We start from the raw sequence: 16,671 nt of genomic DNA, 5'->3' as shown, positions 1-16,671 counted from the left end.
TGCTCCAAACATCACTTAAAGGAGGCAACAAACGTATGTATAAATCCATAATTATTGGTACAGGTCCTGCAGGCTACACAGCCGCTATTTATTTGGCACGCGCCAACATGAATCCGCTGATCATTGAAGGAATGCAGCCCGGTGGGCAGCTTACCACAACGACTGAAATTGAAAATTTCCCGGGTTTTGAGCAAGGTATCCTCGGACCTGAGCTGATGGATAACATGCGCAAGCAGGCCGAACGTTTTGGCGCTGAGTTTACTTCCGGTTGGGTAGAGGAAGTCGATTTCAGCAAGCGCCCTTTTAAAGTGAAGGTAGAAGGTAAAGGCATCATTGAGGCGGAGTCGGTTATTATTGCTACAGGCGCGTCCGCCAAATATCTCGGCATTCCGGGTGAGCAGGACAATGTAGGTCGCGGAGTTAGCACATGCGCAACTTGCGACGGCTTCTTTTTCCGTGGGAAAAAGATTATCGTGGTCGGCGGTGGCGATTCAGCCATGGAGGAAGCGAGCTTCTTGACCCGTTTCGCTTCCAGCGTAACCTTGGTCCATCGTCGTGACGAATTGCGGGCATCTAAAATTATGCAAGACCGCGCACGTGAAAATGAAAAAGTACATTGGGCATTAAATCGGACTCCTCTGGAAGTTGTAACAGGGGAAACTGGCTTAAAGGGCTTGAAAGTACACAATAATGAGACCAACCAGGATGAGCTGATTGAGGCAGATGGCGTGTTTGTGGCGATTGGCCATACACCGAACACAGGCTTCCTGAACGGACAAATTCATACCGATGAACACGGCTATATTGAAGTGAAGCCAGGCACGACGGAAACGAACATCCCGGGTGTTTTTGCCTGTGGGGACGTGCAGGATAACCGTTATCGACAAGCCATTACGGCTGCGGGAACGGGATGTATGGCGGCTATGGATTGCGAGAAGTATCTTGAAGGCAGCGCTGTCCACGACTGGAGCGAAACACTGGATCAATAAAGAGTGTCTATAATACACAAAGTGGCTCATGTGAGGGGCTAAGCCCCCTCTGTTAAGCCCCGTTGTTTGTTCAGGAAGAGAAAGCCTGGTGCATTTGCACAGGCTTTCTCCTTTTTATGATTATTGAATTTATAAATTTTCAGCGGAGCTGAACAATTCTATAATCGCAAGAAAAATTCCGTTAAGCGTGGTCTGGCTTCCTTGAAAGTACGTCAATAGACGTTTTTCTTACGGAGGCATGAGTTAAAAAGTTCAGCTAATCGTACATTTTTCAACAGGTAAGTGTCCTTGACCGTAACGGGGGCTTCAATTATAGTTGGAACGTAGGATTACTCCTACGAGGCAGGAATTTTAAGCATATATTTTATACCAGATTTTTAAGTAAACATAAAGGTGGCTTGGAACATGTCTGAAAGTATCTATGTAGGTGTCGATTTGGGCGGTACCGCGATTAAAGTCGGCATTTGTAATGAAGACGGACAGCTTTTGCACACATATGAGGGACCAACCGAAACCGATAAAGGTGTAGACGTTGTCATCGGTAATATCGAAAAATATGTGCGGCATATTGTTGAGCAATCTCCTTATGAGTGGGATCAACTAAAAGGTGTCGGTGCAGGTGTTGCAGGTTTTACGAATGTTCGTGATGGTATTATTGTCCTCGCTCCTAATATTGGCTTTCGTGACGTACCGATCCGTGCGCTCCTAGAGAACCGGATTGGCAAGCCTGTAAAAATAGACAACGATGCGAATGTTGCTGCGCTGGGTGAGGCTTGGGCTGGCGCAGGCAAAGGCATAGAAAACTGTGTATGCTATACCCTGGGAACAGGTGTAGGTGGCGGTATTATTATAAATGGTAGAATATATCAAGGTTCTTCGGGTATGGCTGGGGAAATTGGACATATCAGCGTCGTGCCTGATCTGGAGGCTATTCAGTGTGGATGCGGCAAAATGGGTTGCTTGGAAACTGTATCTTCCGCAACAGGCATCATTCGTATGGCCAAGGATGCTGTGGAACGTGGCGACCGGACCTCTCTGGCTCTGGAAGATCACATTGCTGCCAAGGAAGTATTCGATGCTGCTAAAGCCGGGGATGAAGTCGCGTTGCGTATCGTGAACCGGGCTGCCTTTTATTTGGGGAAATCGATGGCAGCGGTTGCCGCTGTGCTTAATCCAGAATTGTTTATTATAGGCGGCGGTGTTTCTAAAGCAGGCGACTTTTTGTTTGAAGAGATGCGTCGCGTATACGCCAAGCTGGCACCTGAGCCGCTTCAAAAAGGGGTATATATCGTACCAGCGGTTTTAGGCAATGACGCGGGTATCGTAGGGGCTGCTGGGTTGCTGCTACGCTCTTAATCCGGGGTTGACGATAGGGGTACTGACATAGAGCAAAGAAGCAAAAGGAGAGGGAAGTCCATATGACAGATAATTTAAAAAATGCTGCACCGTGGGCAACGCTCATTATTATTACAGGGATGTCAGGCGCAGGGAAGACCATTGCGGTGCAAAGCCTTGAAGACTTGGGCTTCTTCTGCGTTGATAATCTGCCCCCTGTGCTGATTCCCAAATTTGCCGAGTTGATTGAGCAGTCTAACGGTAAAATTGGCAAGGTGGCTCTCGTCATTGATCTACGCGGACGAGAATTTTTCACCGCCTTGTCAGAATCGCTAAATTATATTAAAGATCATTTTACGATTCATTGTGAAATTTTATTCTTGAATGCGAATGACGGTGTTCTTGTACAGCGGTACAAGGAAAGCCGTCGACGGCATCCGCTTGCTCCAGATGGTATGCCTTTGGACGGGATTCGATTGGAACGTAAGATGTTGGAAGAACTCAAAAGCTCCGCTACACAGGTTATTGATACCAGTACGATGAAGCCCGCAACCTTAAAGGCGAGGATTATTTCGAGATTTTCCCATCTGGAGAGCAGTATGCTGTCCGTGAACATTACATCTTTTGGCTTCAAGTATGGTATTCCCATTGATGCCGATCTTGTATTCGATGTGCGCTTCCTGCCTAATCCCCACTATGTGGACCAACTACGTCCACACACGGGACAGGATAGCGATGTATATGATTATGTTATGAAGTGGCCGGAGACCCAGGCGTTTCTAACCAAGTTGTTGGATATGTTGCACTTTTTGATTCCGCAGTATCGCAAAGAAGGTAAAAGCCAGGTCATTATCGGTATTGGCTGTACTGGAGGTAAGCATCGTTCAGTTGCAATATCGGAGTATTTAGGAAAAATGCTGGGTGCCAGCGAGACAGAATCCGTTTCTGTTTCGCATCGGGATGCTGATCGGGACCGGCATTAATGAGGTGAAATCATGAAAGAGACCGGATCACAACGGGAGCGCCCACGTATTGTTGTTATGGGCGGCGGAACCGGCTTGTCCGTCATGCTGCGGGGCTTGAAGCAAAAGCCGCTGGATATTACGGCTATTGTTACAGTCGCTGACGATGGCGGAAGCTCCGGGATATTGCGCAGTGAGCTGCAGATGCCCCCTCCAGGGGATATCCGCAATGTGCTGACTGCCTTGGCTGACGTGGAACCAGTAATGTCAGATATGCTAAAATACCGTTTCGGTGCTGGATCAGGATTGTCAGGCCATAGTCTGGGGAATTTGATCTTAGCAGCGATGACTGATATATCGGGGGATTTTGTAACGGCGGTGCGTGAGCTTAGCCGTGTATTTGCTGTCCGAGGGCGTGTACTACCGGCGGCTGAAGAAGGCGTTGTGCTCAGCGCCGAGATGGAGGATGGTACGGTGATCACCGGGGAGTCCAAAATCCCAGAAGCGGGCGGACGAATCAAACGTGTTTTTCTTGAACCGACTCACGTGGAGCCGTTGCCTGAGGCTGTGGAAGCCATTAATGAAGCCGATGCGATTCTGATTGGTCCCGGCAGTCTATATACCAGCATTTTACCGAATCTGCTTGTGCCAAAGCTTGCTGAGGCTGTGGTGAAATCAGATGCGATCAAAATATTTGTCTGCAACGTGATGACCCAGCCAGGGGAAACCGACGGCTATACAGTGGGAGATCACCTGCAAGCGATCTATGAGCATGTTGGGCATCACCTCTTTGACTATGTCATTGTGAATAACGGGGAAATTCCACCCCAAGTACAGGAGATGTATGCCGAGCAGGGAGCTAAGCCTGTTCAGGTAGACATGGGCGAGCTGGCTGATCGAGGATATAAAGTAGTGGCAGATACGTTAGTTCTGTTCCGTACGTATTTACGGCATGATGCCGACAAACTGAGCCAGCATATTTACCAATTGGTACAAAACTGGATGTTAAGAAGGAGATGAGTCCCTTGTCCTTTGCGGCACAAACGAAAAAAGAGCTTACGATGATTGAAAGCCAGCCCTGCTGTGAAAAAGCGGAACTGTCTGCGCTCATACGTATGCTCGGATCCGTACAACTGTCGAATAAAAGGGTGATATTGGACGTGTCCACAGAAAATGCCGCGATTGCAAGGCGGATTTACTCCTTGATCAAAAAGCATTTTCAACTTCACATCGAACTGCTTGTACGGAAAAAAATGCGCTTGAAAAAAAATAATGTGTATATTGTCCGTATTCCCAATGGTGTACAAGAGCTGCTAAAGGAGCTTTATATTGTCTCAGAAGGTTTCTTGTTCACTGACGGGATTAATCGTGATATCATTCGGAAAAACTGTTGTAAGCGGGCTTATTTGCGGGGTGCCTTTATGGCAGGTGGCTCTGTGAATAATCCAGAGGGGTCGTCTTACCACCTTGAGATTTCTTCGATGTATGAGGAGCATTGTCAGGCGTTAGTTGATCTCGCTAATGAGTTTCATCTAAACGCCCGCTGTATTGAGCGAAAAAAAGGCTTTATTCTTTACATCAAGGAAGGCGAGAAGATCATTGAGCTGCTCAGTATCATTGGGGCGCACCAAGCCTTGTTCAAGTTTGAGGATGTACGCATTATGCGCGATATGCGCAATTCCGTAAACCGTATTGTTAATTGCGAAACAGCGAATTTGAACAAGACGATCGGAGCCGCTGTCCGGCAAATTGAGAATATCAAGCTGCTGGAGAGGGAAGTTGGTTTGGAGACCTTGCCGGATAAGCTGCGTGAAGTGGCAGAAATTCGACTCGCTCATCCCGATTTGAATTTGAAAGAAGTCGGGGAAATGCTAAAAGGGGTCGTGAGTAAATCGGGTGTAAATCATCGACTTCGCAAAATTGATGAGATGGCTGACAAAATCAGGGGGGAAAACGGCCTGATTCCGTAAAAAAGGGTCTGTGGGGCTCTTAGCCCCGGTTTTTTTAGTTTTTTTTCTAGTGTCTGTCCCGGGTTAATGTTATAATGTGATAAATAAAATGGAGTAAATAGCGTCCAGATTTATTTGATGAGGGGGTAAGCTGACATGTCAAAACATCCAGTAGTCGTACGCTTGAAAACAGGACTGCACGCCAGACCTGCTGCGCTGTTCGTACAGGAAGCGAATAAATATTCATCAGAAATTTTTGTGGAAAAAGAAGACAAAAAGGTTAATGCCAAGAGCATCATGGGTATTATGAGCCTCGCCATCAGTACAGGTACTGAAATCAATATTAGTGCCGAAGGTGCGGACGCCGAACAGGCTGTAAACGCTTTAGTAAGTCTGGTTAGTAAGGTTGAGCTGGAAAATCAATAAACGAACATCTGCTTTGTGATATGATGTATCTCTTAGTGAAAGCCCCCTCGGGGGCTTTTTTTTGTATCCAGAGAAAAGTATTCAACCCGTCCCACCATTGAGCTATTGATGTATATTTATTTGAATATAGCGACCGCATTAAGTCCAAGCTACAAATAATTAAAACCCCTGTGGTATGCCTTGTTTCGGAAATTTATACCGCTTGACTGCAACCTTTTCCCGTTTTTTCCGTCTGGAAGGTACAAACATTTTCAAGAAAGAGGTTGAGTACGATGAGAGTTTGGACAAAAACAGTAAGCACAGCAATTCTTGCAGGAGCATTATTAGCTGGAGGAGTAGCAGGAGGGCTGTGGACGGGGGCTGATCGCGCTTATGCTGCAACGGCGACGACGGCGAATGGTGTAATTAACGTGAGTGGAAGTGGTGAAATAATGGCTAAGCCAGACATCGCTTATCTCTCCATTGGGGTGCAATCGGAAGGAAATACTGCTGCTGCTGCTCAAAAAGCTAATGCTGCGAAAATAAACAAGGTCACACAGCTGTTAAAAGAAAAATGGAGTATCAGTGCAGACGATATTCAGACAAGCCAGTTCTCTGTACAACCTAACTATACCTATAACGAGAAGGAAGGACAGAAGCTCAAAGGCTACATTGCTAACCATACACTTTCAGTGAAATATCGCAACTTGGACAAAATTGGTCAGCTGCTGGATGAGGCTACAAACTCCGGTGCAAACAACGTAGATAATATACAGTTTTCCGTAGAGAATCCTTCTTCTTATGAAGAAGCTGCTATTGCAAAAGCGTTGGATAACGCTCAATCCAAAGCCAGTGCCGTAGCAAAATCAGCTAAACGCGGCTTAGGGGCTCTGATGAATGTGACAGTAGATGGCGGGGAAGCTCAGGTTTTCACACAACGTGAGAATGCCATGTCCAAAGCGCTCATGGATATGAGTGGCGGAACAGAGATACAGTCGGGCCAAGTAACGGTGAAAGTCCAAGTGTCTGCCCAATATGAGATGAACTAGTATAGACCATTAAAACGGAGCCGCAAGCGCCTGCAACATTGCAGGGTGACTTGTTGGCTTCTTTTGTCTATTGAAACCGTTTTGTAATGAGTCTGTCATAGCTAATGGCTGTTAGGTGTACAGATTGAAATCAGTGAGTGTACAGATTGTAAACTACATACAATAGGGTATAGATATAATAAGAAAAGTGATCAAAACACATAGATAATACAGATTCACAATAGGAGGAATACTTACGATGAACAAGCATACGAAAAAATGGGGCTCAGCACTGCTGGCAGCGGGAATCTTAGCAGGGGTTGCGGTCGTTCCCGTTTCCTATATTGAGGCAGCTTCGACCAAACAGCAGCAAGCGACAACACAGCAACCAGGGATCGCCATTCAATGGAATGGTAAAACGTTGGCCGCTAAAGGTGTACAAGTGAACGGGAATACAATGATTCCAGTGGCAGCACTGCGTGATAGTTTGGGAATTCCGGTGAGCTATGACACCAAGGAAGGGACATATACAGTGGGGAGCGGGTACAACAAGCTCTATATCGGGGTCTCCTCCTCGGATGCCTATGCCAATGTGAACGGGATCAACACGCGCAGCATGGATGCCAAAATGATCGCCGGGAAGCTATATATTCCTATGAGTCTGCTGAAAGACTATCTGGGTATCGATGCGCAGTGGAATGCAACTCAGAAAACAGTAACATTGAGTAAAAGCCAGCTAAATCCGATCACAATTGCATCTCAGACGCTTCCAGCTTCGAGTAATGCAAAGGTATCCTATAAGATTAAGTATCCGCAAATCAGCGGCAGCCAGCTGAATCCTGAGGCTCAACAGGCCATTAATAATGTGCTCAAAAAGCATGCAGAGACAGTATTGGCAGCAGGCAAAAAGATGGTGGCAGAGGGAGAGGTTACAGCAGAAAGACCGTATGATTTCGAAAATGATTTTGCAATTGCCTATAATAAGGACGGTATTCTAAGTGTGATTATGCAGGACTACTCGTATACAGGTGGCGCACACGGTATGACGGCACGTAAAGGATATACGTTCTCGCTTGCTGATGGTAAGCAGTTGCAATTGTCTGACGTATTGAAGGCAAATCCTAACTATAAAAAGTTCCTGAATGCTGATTTGAAGAAAAAAATTGATGCGCTCCAGGCTGGCGAAGGTTTTGAGAAATTTAAAGAGTTGGCCGCAGATCAGAATTTTTATGTGACCAACAGTGGAGTAACCATCGTGTTTGATTTGTATGATTATGCGCCATACGCTTATGGAATTCCGGAGTTTACTTACTCGTTCGCTCAACTGCTGCCTCAGGGCGGTAAGCCTTTTGCGGGACAAAATCAATAATCTGGATTAGTTATATATTGAAAATTAATAGTAAATAAAAAAGACTGCCTACCGGATACGAAAATCCGAGGCAGCCTTTTTATTTACCAGCTATTCAGAAGAAAACCACTTTTCTTATACACCTTCTGGAGAGGAGCTAGTTAACACTTTATCAATAATACCGTATTCCTTGGCATCATCAGCGGACATGAAATAGTCGCGGTCTGTGTCTTTTTCGATGCGTTCCAGTGGTTGACCTGTGCGATCTGCGAGAATGCGGTTCAACTTGTCACGCATTTTCAGAATGCGACGGGCGCGAATTTCGATATCCGTTGCCTGTCCTTGTGCACCGCCTAGTGGCTGGTGAATCATAATTTCACTGTTTGGCAAGGCAAAACGTTTACCTTTGGCACCTGCATTTAGCAAGAAAGCACCCATGGAAGCAGCCATACCTACACAAATGGTAGATACGTCAGGTTTAATGTATTGCATCGTATCGAAAATGGCCATACCAGCTGTGATGGAACCGCCAGGACTGTTAATATACAAGTGAATGTCTTTTTCAGGATCTTCAGCAGCCAAAAACAGCATTTGGGCAATAATTGAGTTGGCTACAACGTCATTGACGTCCGAGCCCAACAAAATAATGCGATCCTTCAACAGTCTGGAATAAATGTCATAGGCGCGTTCGCCGCGGTTACTTTGTTCTACTACCATAGGAACATAGCTCACGTCAAAAAACCTCCCTTAAATCGTTAGTGGATTTGGTGGATATGCCGAATACACATCCCTATTTATAAACTGTTACCGTATTAACCACATGATAAACAATTTCAAACAAAAAGTCAAAGAAAGTCAAACTATTGATTAAAAAAAAGAACGCTTAGCGCTCTTTTTGGTTAAAAACATCATATGGAACATTTAGCCAATCATATAAAACGACGCGCCCGCGAGGAATCGAACCTCGATCTCAGGCTCCGGAGGCCTACGTCATATCCGTTGGACCACGGGCGCAAAGATGAATCATTACAAGCAACCAACTAATTAATTGGAAACACAGATGATTATATGATATACGGCATTGAATTGCAAGCTTTTATTACGTGCGCATATTCACATAAAAAGTTGAGAAATATAGGTTCAGATAGACTTGCATGTGAAGCAAATATTGGGTAAGATATACGTGGGACTTAAAAAGTTATCCCGGGACATTTTAAGACCAGTTAGAGATATAGCATAGAGACAGAACTTAGAAGTGTGCGGGAGTGGAAAGCATGCGAAAGATATTAGAAATACAGAAGCAGCTTCTGCCCGACCTCATGGATGTTTTGAAAAAAAGGTACACGATCCTGCATCAGATTATGCTGTCCGAAGTTATTGGACGCAGAACACTGGCAGCTTCACTGGATATGACCGAGCGCGTACTGCGCGCTGAGACTGATCTCCTTAAAGCGCAAGGGCTAATTGAGATTGAGAGTGTGGGCATGAAGGTGAGCAAAGCAGGACTGGATCTGCTGGAACAGCTGGAGCCGATTGCGAACAACTTGTTCGGCCTGTCCCAATTGGAGGATCAGATTCGTCAAGCCTACGGTTTGAGGAAGGTGGTTGTCGTTCCAGGGGATTCGGATGCTTCACCGTTAGCGAAGCAGGAACTGGGCCGTGCTGGCGCAAAGGCGCTGCTGAGTGTTATGGATGACGAGGACGTGGTCGCTGTAACAGGTGGCACGACGATTGCAGATGTGGCGGAACAACTGACATTACCTGCTAACGGCCCGCTTAAGGGCGGATGGTTTGTACCGGCACGCGGGGGTTTGGGAGAGAGCATGGAAATGCAGGCAAATACAATTGCTTCCACAATGGCTCGCAAGGTCGGCGCTCAATACCGTCTGCTCCATGTACCGGATTTGCTCAGCAATCATGCTTACAACTCCTTGCTTGAGGATACGAATATTCAGGATATATTGAGCCTGATTCGAGAGAGTCGTATTATCATTCACGGGATAGGCAACGCCATAGCAATGGCCCACAGACGCAAGCTTGACCCTGAAACCTTTGCCCAGATCAGCAATGAGGGCGCGGTCGCTGAATCGTTTGGTTATTATTTTAACGAAGACGGCGTCGTTGTTCACAGAATGCTGACGCTCGGACTCCGTTTGGAGGACATCAGGCGTACGGAGACGGTGTTAGGTGTGGCTGGAGGCAAGAGCAAGGCGGCTGCTATTCATGCGGTATTGCGTTTCGGACAGGAAGACATTCTTGTCACCGACGAAGGCGCTGCTGCCGAGATTGTAAGCCGTTATTTAAGAGATTAATAAGGTTTTTTAATTGTGTTGTCTTGACGGGCTTTCGGGTCTGTCTTGAATATATAAAACTAAACTAAACGAACTTTGGGAGGAACTCACTCATGACAGTTAAAGTTGGTATTAACGGTTTCGGACGTATTGGACGCCTTGCTTTCCGCCGTATTCAAGACGTAGAAGGTATTGAAGTAGTAGCAATTAACGACTTGACAGATTCCAAAATGCTGGCACATCTGTTGAAATATGATACAACACAAGGTACTTTCCAAGGGGAAGTAGAAGTACATGACGGTTTCTTCAAAGTAAATGGTAAAGAAGTTAAAGTTTTGGCTAACCGTAACCCTGAAGAATTGCCTTGGGGAGACCTGGGTGTAGACATCGTTCTGGAATGCACAGGTTTCTTCACAACTAAAGAAGCTGCTGAGAAACATTTGAAAGGCGGCGCTAAAAAAGTTGTTATCTCCGCTCCAGCTACTGGCGACATGAAAACTGTCGTTTACAACGTAAACCATGAAATTCTGGACGGATCTGAAACTGTAATTTCCGGTGCTTCTTGCACAACTAACTGCCTGGCTCCTATGGCTAAAACATTGCAAGACAAATTTGGTATCGTTGAAGGCCTGATGACTACAATTCACGCTTACACTGGCGACCAAAACACTTTGGATGCTCCACATGCTAAAGGTGACTTCCGTCGTGCTCGCGCAGCAGCTGAAAACATTATCCCTAACACTACTGGTGCTGCTAAAGCAATCGGTCTGGTTATCCCTGAACTGAAAGGTAAATTGGATGGTGCAGCTCAACGTGTTCCAGTACCAACAGGTTCCCTGACTGAGCTGGTAACAGTTCTGGAGAAAAACGTAACTGCTGAAGAAATCAACGCAGCGATGAAAGAAGCTTCCGATCCTGAAACTTACGGATACACTGAAGATCAAATCGTTTCTTCTGACATCAAAGGTCTGACTTTTGGTTCCCTGTTTGATGCAACTCAAACTAAAGTTCTGACTGTTGGCGACAAACAACTGGTTAAAACTGTAGCTTGGTATGACAACGAAATGTCCTACACTGCACAATTGATCCGTACGTTGGAATACTTCGCTAAATTGGCTAAATAAGAATTCCTTATCGAGCAACATCATAGAGCGGAAACAGGTGTTATTGTTTCCGCTCTTTATATATCAAAATGTGCCTTAAATTCCTGTTTCGTAAAATTATAAGGGTGCGGAGGAATATGGAGATGAACAAAAAGAGCGTACGTGATATAGAACTGAATGGAAAACGGGTGTTTGTTCGTGTAGATTTTAACGTTCCGGTTGAGGATGGTAAAATTACCGATGACAAGCGTATTCGCGAAACCTTGCCAACCATTAACTACCTGATTGAAAAAGGTGCAAAAGTTATTTTGGCGAGTCACTTTGGACGTCCAAAGGGTCAAGTTGTTGAATCCATGCGTCTGACTGCTGCTGGTGTGCGTTTGTCAGAACTGCTTAATAAGCCTGTTGTTAAGGTGGACGAAGCAGTTGGCGAGGCTGTTAAAGCGAAAGTGGCTGAACTGAAAAACGGCGATGTGCTATTGCTTGAAAATGTACGCTTCTACCCAGGAGAAGAGAAAAATGATCCTGAACTGGCGAAGCAATTTGCTGAGCTGGCTGACATTTTCGTGAATGATGCTTTTGGTGCAGCACACCGTGCTCATGCTTCTACAGAAGGTATCGCGCATCTTCTTCCGGCTGTTTCCGGCTTGCTGATGGAAAGAGAGTTGTCTGTTATTGGTAAAGCCCTGTCGAATCCAGATCGTCCTTTTACAGCCATTATTGGTGGTTCCAAAGTAAAAGACAAAATCGACGTAATCGACAACCTGCTGAACATTGCAGATAACGTAATTATTGGCGGCGGTTTGACTTATACATTCTTCAAAGCTCAAGGTCATGAAGTGGGTCAATCTTTGCTGGATGAATCCAAACTGGACGTTGCTCTTGGATTTATTGAAAAAGCGAAGAAGCTTGGCAAAAACTTCTACCTTCCTGTGGATATCGTTATTTCTGACGATTTCAGCGCTACAGCGAACACGAACATTGTGGACATCGACGGCATTCCTGCAGATTGGGAAGGCGTGGATATCGGACCGAAAACTCGCAAAATCTATGCAGATGTTATCAAAAACTCCAAATTGGTTGTTTGGAATGGACCAATGGGTGTATTTGAAATCGAGCCTTTCGCTGGCGGTACTCGTGAAGTAGCGGAAGCTTGTGCTACAACAGAAGCATACACCATCATTGGTGGCGGTGATTCTGCGGCTGCGGCTGAAAAATTCCACTTGGCTGACAAAATGGATCACATCTCCACTGGCGGCGGCGCATCCCTGGAATTCATGGAAGGCAAAGCACTTCCGGGTGTTGTTGCACTTAACGATAAATAATCAAACGCATTACGCGTAATAAAGGCTTTAGGGCACCTAATAGTTAGGAGTTGAAACCATTGAGAACACCGATTATCGCGGGTAACTGGAAGATGTTCAAAACCGTACCAGAAGCTAAAACCTTCATCGAAGAGATCAAAGGTAAAGCAGAGGTTGCAGGAGTGGAGAGCGTTATCTGTGCTCCTTTCACAAATCTTCCTGCTCTGGTTGAAGCAGTAAAAGGTACATCTATTAAAATCGGCGCACAAAACCTGCACTTTGCAGAAGATGGTGCATTTACAGGTGAAATCAGCGGCGGAATGCTGAAAGATCTGGGCGTAGACTACGTTGTGATCGGACACTCCGAGCGTCGTGAGTATTTCAACGAAACAGACGAAACGGTGAACAAAAAGGTTCATGCAGCATTCCGTCATGGCCTGACACCAATCGTATGCGTAGGCGAAAAGCTGGAAGACCGTGAAGCAGGTCAAACCAAAGAAGTTGTAAAAGTGCAAACTGTAGCAGCTTTTGCTGGTCTGGCTAAAGATCAAGCGGCACAAGTTGTAGTTGCTTATGAGCCAATCTGGGCCATCGGAACAGGCAAATCCTCCACTTCGCAGGATGCGAATGAAGTGATTTCCTACATCCGTAGTCTGATTAAAGAGCTGTATGATGAAAATACAGCAAATGCTGTACGTATTCAGTACGGTGGTAGTGTAAAACCTGAAAATGTTACTGAGTACCTGGGTCAAAGCGATATCGACGGCGCGCTCGTGGGCGGTGCCAGTCTTCAACCGGCGTCGTACATCGCGCTTGTTGAGGGGGCGAAGTAAGATGACAGCACCAAAACCGGTAGCTTTAATTATTATGGACGGATTCGGACTGCGTGACACTGTGGAAGGCAATGCGGTTGCACAGGCCAATAAACCGAATTACGACCGGTATTTAAAACAGTATCCACATACTACTTTGACGGCTTCTGGTGAAGCGGTGGGTCTGCCGGAAGGACAAATGGGTAACTCCGAAGTAGGTCACTTGAACATCGGCGCAGGCCGAATCGTATATCAAGATTTGACTCGTATTTCGAAGTCCATCCGTGAAGGCGAGTTCTTCGACAATGAAACATTGGTTAAAGCCGTGCAGCATGCGAAGAAGAACAACACTAAACTTCACTTGTACGGACTTCTGTCCGACGGTGGTGTGCATAGCCATATCAGCCATCTGTTCGCTATGCTGGATCTGGCTAAAAAAGAAGGATTAACCGAAGTGTACATTCATGCTTTCATGGATGGACGTGACGTTATGCCTGATAGCGGCGTAGGCTTTATGCAACAATTGGTCGCTAAAATTCAGGAAGTGGGCATTGGCCAAATTGCAACCGTACAAGGACGCTATTATGCAATGGACCGCGACAAACGTTGGGAACGTGTTGAGAAATCTTACCGTGCAATCGTATACGGTGAAGGTCCTCAATATACCGACCCACTCGAAGCATTAAAGGAATCGTATGAAAAATCAGTGTTCGATGAATTCGTGGAGCCAACTGTTATTGTGAAGGCTGATGGAAGCCCTGTAGGGCTGGTTGAAAGCAATGACTCTGTCGTATTCCTGAATTTCCGTCCTGACCGTGCGATTCAATTGTCTCAAGTATTTACCAATGAAGATTTCCGTGGTTTTGACCGTGGGCCACAATGGCCTAAAAATCTGCACTTTGTTTGCCTGACCTTGTTCAGTGAAACGGTTGGAGGCTTTGTTGCCTATGAACCGAAAAACCTGGACAACACGTTTGGCGAAGTGCTGGTACAAAACAACAAAAAGCAATTGCGTATTGCTGAGACAGAAAAGTATCCGCACGTTACTTTCTTTTTCAGTGGCGGACGCGATGTGGAGCTTCCTGGCGAAACTCGTATTTTGATCAACTCGCCTAAAGTGGCTACATATGATCTGCAGCCTGAAATGAGTGCGTATGAAGTAGCGGATGCTGCTGTTAAGGAAATCGAAGCCGACAAGCATGATGCGATTATCCTGAACTTTGCCAATCCGGATATGGTTGGACACTCCGGTATGCTGGAACCAACAATTAAGGCAGTAGAGACGACGGATGAATGTGTTGGACGTGTTGTAGATGCAGTTAAAGCCAAAGGTGGCGTGGTAATTATCATCGCTGACCATGGTAACGCGGATATGGAAATTGATGAGCAGGGACGTCCGTTCACAGCTCACACAACGAATCCGGTTCCGTTCATTTTGACTGACGAAAATATCGTTCTACGTGAGCATGGAATTCTGGCTGACGTAGCTCCAACGCTTCTGGATTTGATGCAACTTCCGCAACCTGCGGAAATGACAGGAAAATCTATGATTGCATCCCGCAAGTAAGCTTGATTTAATAAGTATAGGCTTGACCAATAAATTATGAATTACAAAGGAGATTAAGTACAAATGACTATTATTTCTGATGTGTACGCTCGCGAAGTCCTCGACTCCCGTGGTAACCCTACGGTTGAAGTTGAAGTATATCTGGAATCCGGTGCGATTGGTCGCGCTATCGTTCCTTCTGGTGCATCCACAGGCGCTCACGAAGCTGTAGAGCTTCGCGATAACGACAAATCCCGTTACCTGGGTAAAGGTGTTCTGCAAGCAGTTAAAAACGTGAACGAAATTATTGCTCCTGAAGTAATCGGCTTGGATGCTGTGAACCAAGTAGAAATCGATACACTGATGATCAAATTGGATGGTACTCCAAACAAAGGTAAACTGGGTGCAAATGCAATTCTGGCTGTATCCATGGCTGTCGCTCGCGCTGCTGCTGAAGCTCTGGGCTTACCACTGTACACTTACCTGGGTGGATTCAACGCTAAACAATTGCCAGTACCAATGATGAACATCGTTAACGGTGGTGCTCATGCCGACAACAACGTTGACGTACAAGAATTCATGGTTCTGCCTGTAGGCGCTCCTACATTTAAAGAAGCTCTGCGTGTTGGCGCAGAAATCTTCCACAACCTGAAATCTGTACTGAATTCCAAAGGCTTGAACACAGCTGTTGGTGATGAAGGTGGTTTTGCTCCTAACTTCAAATCCAACGAAGAAGCTCTGTCCACTATTATCGAAGCAATCGAAAAAGCTGGTTACAAACCAGGTGTTGACGTATTCCTCGGTATGGACGTTGCCTCCACTGAGTTCTTCAAAGATGGCAAATACACTTTGGAAGGCGAAGGCAAATCCTTCACTTCTGCTGAGTTCGTTGACCTGCTTGCTTCTTGGGTTGATAAATACCCAATCATCACTATTGAAGATGGTTGCTCCGAAGATGACTGGGAAGGTTGGAAATTGCTCACTGAAAAACTGGGCAACAAAATCCAATTGGTTGGTGACGACCTGTTCGTAACTAACACTGAGCGTCTGGCTAAAGGTATCGATGAAAACATCGGTAACTCTATCCTGATCAAAGTAAACCAAATCGGTACGCTGACTGAAACATTCGATGCTATCGAATTGGCTAAACGCGCAGGATACACAGCTGTAATCTCTCACCGTTCCGGTGAATCCGAAGACAGCACAATCGCTGATATCGCTGTTGCAACAAATGCAGGCCAAATCAAAACTGGTGCTCCTTCCCGTACTGACCGTATTGCGAAGTACAACCAATTGCTCCGCATTGAGGATCAACTGGGCGAACTGGCTCAATACCACGGCCTGAAATCTTTCTACAACCTGAAAAAATAATATTGCGAAAAATGCTGACAGCGTCTTAGATCGATGGTTTATGATCACGAAGTCTGACGCTCGAAGCTTTTACGCATGAATTAAACAGACCTGCTCGCTATATGCAAGCAGGTCTGTTTTTTGTTATGAATAATGTATCTATTATCTACAGAAGCTTAATGGCTAAGTGTCTTACTGTAGCTGTTGTTATCTACTGGAAGCTGTGGTAGAATAAAAATAGTGTTTTGC

15 protein-coding genes and 1 tRNA gene are annotated in these 16,671 nt (G+C 45.7%); 14 read left to right on the top strand and 2 right to left on the bottom strand.

The genetic code is table 11. The annotated features are described in order from the left end of the window. Positions 1-35 precede the first annotated feature (35 nt). The 8 genes from trxB (at position 36) to G7035_RS07460 (ending at position 8,037) form a co-directional block, all read left to right on the top strand. Positions 36-989: a thioredoxin-disulfide reductase gene (gene trxB, locus G7035_RS07495; RefSeq protein WP_013368806.1), complete on the top strand. Its 954-nt coding sequence runs from the start codon at positions 36-38 to the stop codon at positions 987-989. Positions 990-1,394: 405 nt separating this feature from the next. After that, complete coding sequence (locus G7035_RS07490; RefSeq protein ID WP_016820123.1) at positions 1,395-2,345, top strand: ROK family glucokinase; 951 nt, start codon at positions 1,395-1,397, stop codon at positions 2,343-2,345. A gap of 62 nt (positions 2,346-2,407) precedes the next feature. Continuing rightward, positions 2,408-3,307, top strand: coding sequence for an RNase adapter RapZ (gene rapZ / locus G7035_RS07485; protein WP_013368808.1), 900 nt, complete (start codon positions 2,408-2,410; stop codon positions 3,305-3,307). Between the two features lie 12 nt (positions 3,308-3,319). Then, positions 3,320-4,306 (top strand): gluconeogenesis factor YvcK family protein, encoded by a 987-nt coding sequence (locus G7035_RS07480; protein ID WP_013368809.1) that lies wholly within the window; start codon positions 3,320-3,322, stop codon positions 4,304-4,306. A gap of 5 nt (positions 4,307-4,311) precedes the next feature. Next, the gene (gene whiA, locus G7035_RS07475; protein WP_013368810.1) at positions 4,312-5,256 is read left to right on the top strand and encodes a DNA-binding protein WhiA; all 945 of its coding nucleotides are present in this window, start codon (positions 4,312-4,314) and stop codon (positions 5,254-5,256) included. A 135-nt stretch (positions 5,257-5,391) separates the two neighbouring features. Beyond that, on the top strand, positions 5,392-5,661 hold the full coding sequence (locus G7035_RS07470; protein ID WP_013368811.1) for an HPr family phosphocarrier protein: 270 nt from the start codon (positions 5,392-5,394) through the stop codon (positions 5,659-5,661). Positions 5,662-5,933: 272 nt separating this feature from the next. After that, on the top strand, positions 5,934-6,689 hold the full coding sequence (locus G7035_RS07465; protein WP_019685794.1) for an SIMPL domain-containing protein: 756 nt from the start codon (positions 5,934-5,936) through the stop codon (positions 6,687-6,689). Positions 6,690-6,927: 238 nt separating this feature from the next. Next, positions 6,928-8,037, top strand: coding sequence for a PdaC/SigV domain-containing protein (locus G7035_RS07460; protein WP_019685795.1), 1,110 nt, complete (start codon positions 6,928-6,930; stop codon positions 8,035-8,037). A gap of 114 nt (positions 8,038-8,151) precedes the next feature. Here G7035_RS07460 and clpP read toward each other — a convergent pair whose 3' ends face one another. Further along, on the bottom strand, positions 8,152-8,748 hold the full coding sequence (clpP, locus tag G7035_RS07455; RefSeq protein ID WP_013368815.1) for an ATP-dependent Clp endopeptidase proteolytic subunit ClpP: 597 nt from the start codon (positions 8,746-8,748) through the stop codon (positions 8,152-8,154). A 210-nt stretch (positions 8,749-8,958) separates the two neighbouring features. Further along, positions 8,959-9,030: transfer RNA gene (locus G7035_RS07450), tRNA-Arg, on the bottom strand. Between the two features lie 260 nt (positions 9,031-9,290). On the opposite strand from G7035_RS07450, the gene G7035_RS07445 reads away from it, so the two are divergent. The 6 genes from G7035_RS07445 (at position 9,291) to eno (ending at position 16,443) form a co-directional block, all read left to right on the top strand. Further along, a complete protein-coding gene (locus tag G7035_RS07445) occupies positions 9,291-10,328 on the top strand; it encodes a sugar-binding transcriptional regulator (protein ID WP_013368816.1) in 1,038 nt (345 codons plus the stop codon). Positions 10,329-10,420: 92 nt separating this feature from the next. Continuing rightward, positions 10,421-11,431: a type I glyceraldehyde-3-phosphate dehydrogenase gene (gene gap, locus G7035_RS07440; RefSeq protein ID WP_013368817.1), complete on the top strand. Its 1,011-nt coding sequence runs from the start codon at positions 10,421-10,423 to the stop codon at positions 11,429-11,431. A gap of 122 nt (positions 11,432-11,553) precedes the next feature. Next, a complete protein-coding gene (locus G7035_RS07435) occupies positions 11,554-12,735 on the top strand; it encodes a phosphoglycerate kinase (protein ID WP_016820125.1) in 1,182 nt (393 codons plus the stop codon). Positions 12,736-12,794: 59 nt separating this feature from the next. Further along, positions 12,795-13,547, top strand: a complete 753-nt coding sequence (tpiA, locus tag G7035_RS07430) for a triose-phosphate isomerase (protein ID WP_013308264.1) — start codon at positions 12,795-12,797, stop codon at positions 13,545-13,547. 1 nt (position 13,548) lies between these two features. Beyond that, a complete protein-coding gene (gpmI, locus tag G7035_RS07425) occupies positions 13,549-15,093 on the top strand; it encodes a 2,3-bisphosphoglycerate-independent phosphoglycerate mutase (protein ID WP_016820126.1) in 1,545 nt (514 codons plus the stop codon). Positions 15,094-15,156: 63 nt separating this feature from the next. Continuing rightward, complete coding sequence (gene eno / locus G7035_RS07420) at positions 15,157-16,443, top strand: phosphopyruvate hydratase (protein WP_013368821.1); 1,287 nt, start codon at positions 15,157-15,159, stop codon at positions 16,441-16,443. Positions 16,444-16,671: the final 228 nt, after the last annotated feature.

Source organism: Paenibacillus polymyxa (genome assembly GCF_015710975.1).
Taxonomy (GTDB): domain Bacteria; phylum Bacillota; class Bacilli; order Paenibacillales; family Paenibacillaceae; genus Paenibacillus; species Paenibacillus polymyxa.
The sequence above is the reverse complement of the archived record's forward strand: the minus strand, read 5'-3'. Positions and strand labels throughout refer to the sequence as shown.

Excerpts from the sequence above, each read along its gene's own strand:
- trxB (WP_013368806.1), top strand. The coding sequence starts at position 36 with ATGTATAAATCCATAATTATTGGTACAGGTCCTGCAGGCTACACAGCC.
- G7035_RS07490 (WP_016820123.1), top strand. The coding sequence starts at position 1,395 with ATGTCTGAAAGTATCTATGTAGGTGTCGATTTGGGCGGTACCGCGATT.
- rapZ (WP_013368808.1), top strand. The coding sequence starts at position 2,408 with ATGACAGATAATTTAAAAAATGCTGCACCGTGGGCAACGCTCATTATT.
- G7035_RS07480 (WP_013368809.1), top strand. The coding sequence starts at position 3,320 with ATGAAAGAGACCGGATCACAACGGGAGCGCCCACGTATTGTTGTTATG.
- G7035_RS07470 (WP_013368811.1), top strand. The coding sequence starts at position 5,392 with ATGTCAAAACATCCAGTAGTCGTACGCTTGAAAACAGGACTGCACGCC.
- G7035_RS07465 (WP_019685794.1), top strand. The coding sequence starts at position 5,934 with ATGAGAGTTTGGACAAAAACAGTAAGCACAGCAATTCTTGCAGGAGCA.
- G7035_RS07460 (WP_019685795.1), top strand. The coding sequence starts at position 6,928 with ATGAACAAGCATACGAAAAAATGGGGCTCAGCACTGCTGGCAGCGGGA.
- G7035_RS07445 (WP_013368816.1), top strand. The coding sequence starts at position 9,291 with ATGCGAAAGATATTAGAAATACAGAAGCAGCTTCTGCCCGACCTCATG.
- gap (WP_013368817.1), top strand. The coding sequence starts at position 10,421 with ATGACAGTTAAAGTTGGTATTAACGGTTTCGGACGTATTGGACGCCTT.
- G7035_RS07435 (WP_016820125.1), top strand. The coding sequence starts at position 11,554 with ATGAACAAAAAGAGCGTACGTGATATAGAACTGAATGGAAAACGGGTG.
- gpmI (WP_016820126.1), top strand. The coding sequence starts at position 13,549 with ATGACAGCACCAAAACCGGTAGCTTTAATTATTATGGACGGATTCGGA.
- eno (WP_013368821.1), top strand. The coding sequence starts at position 15,157 with ATGACTATTATTTCTGATGTGTACGCTCGCGAAGTCCTCGACTCCCGT.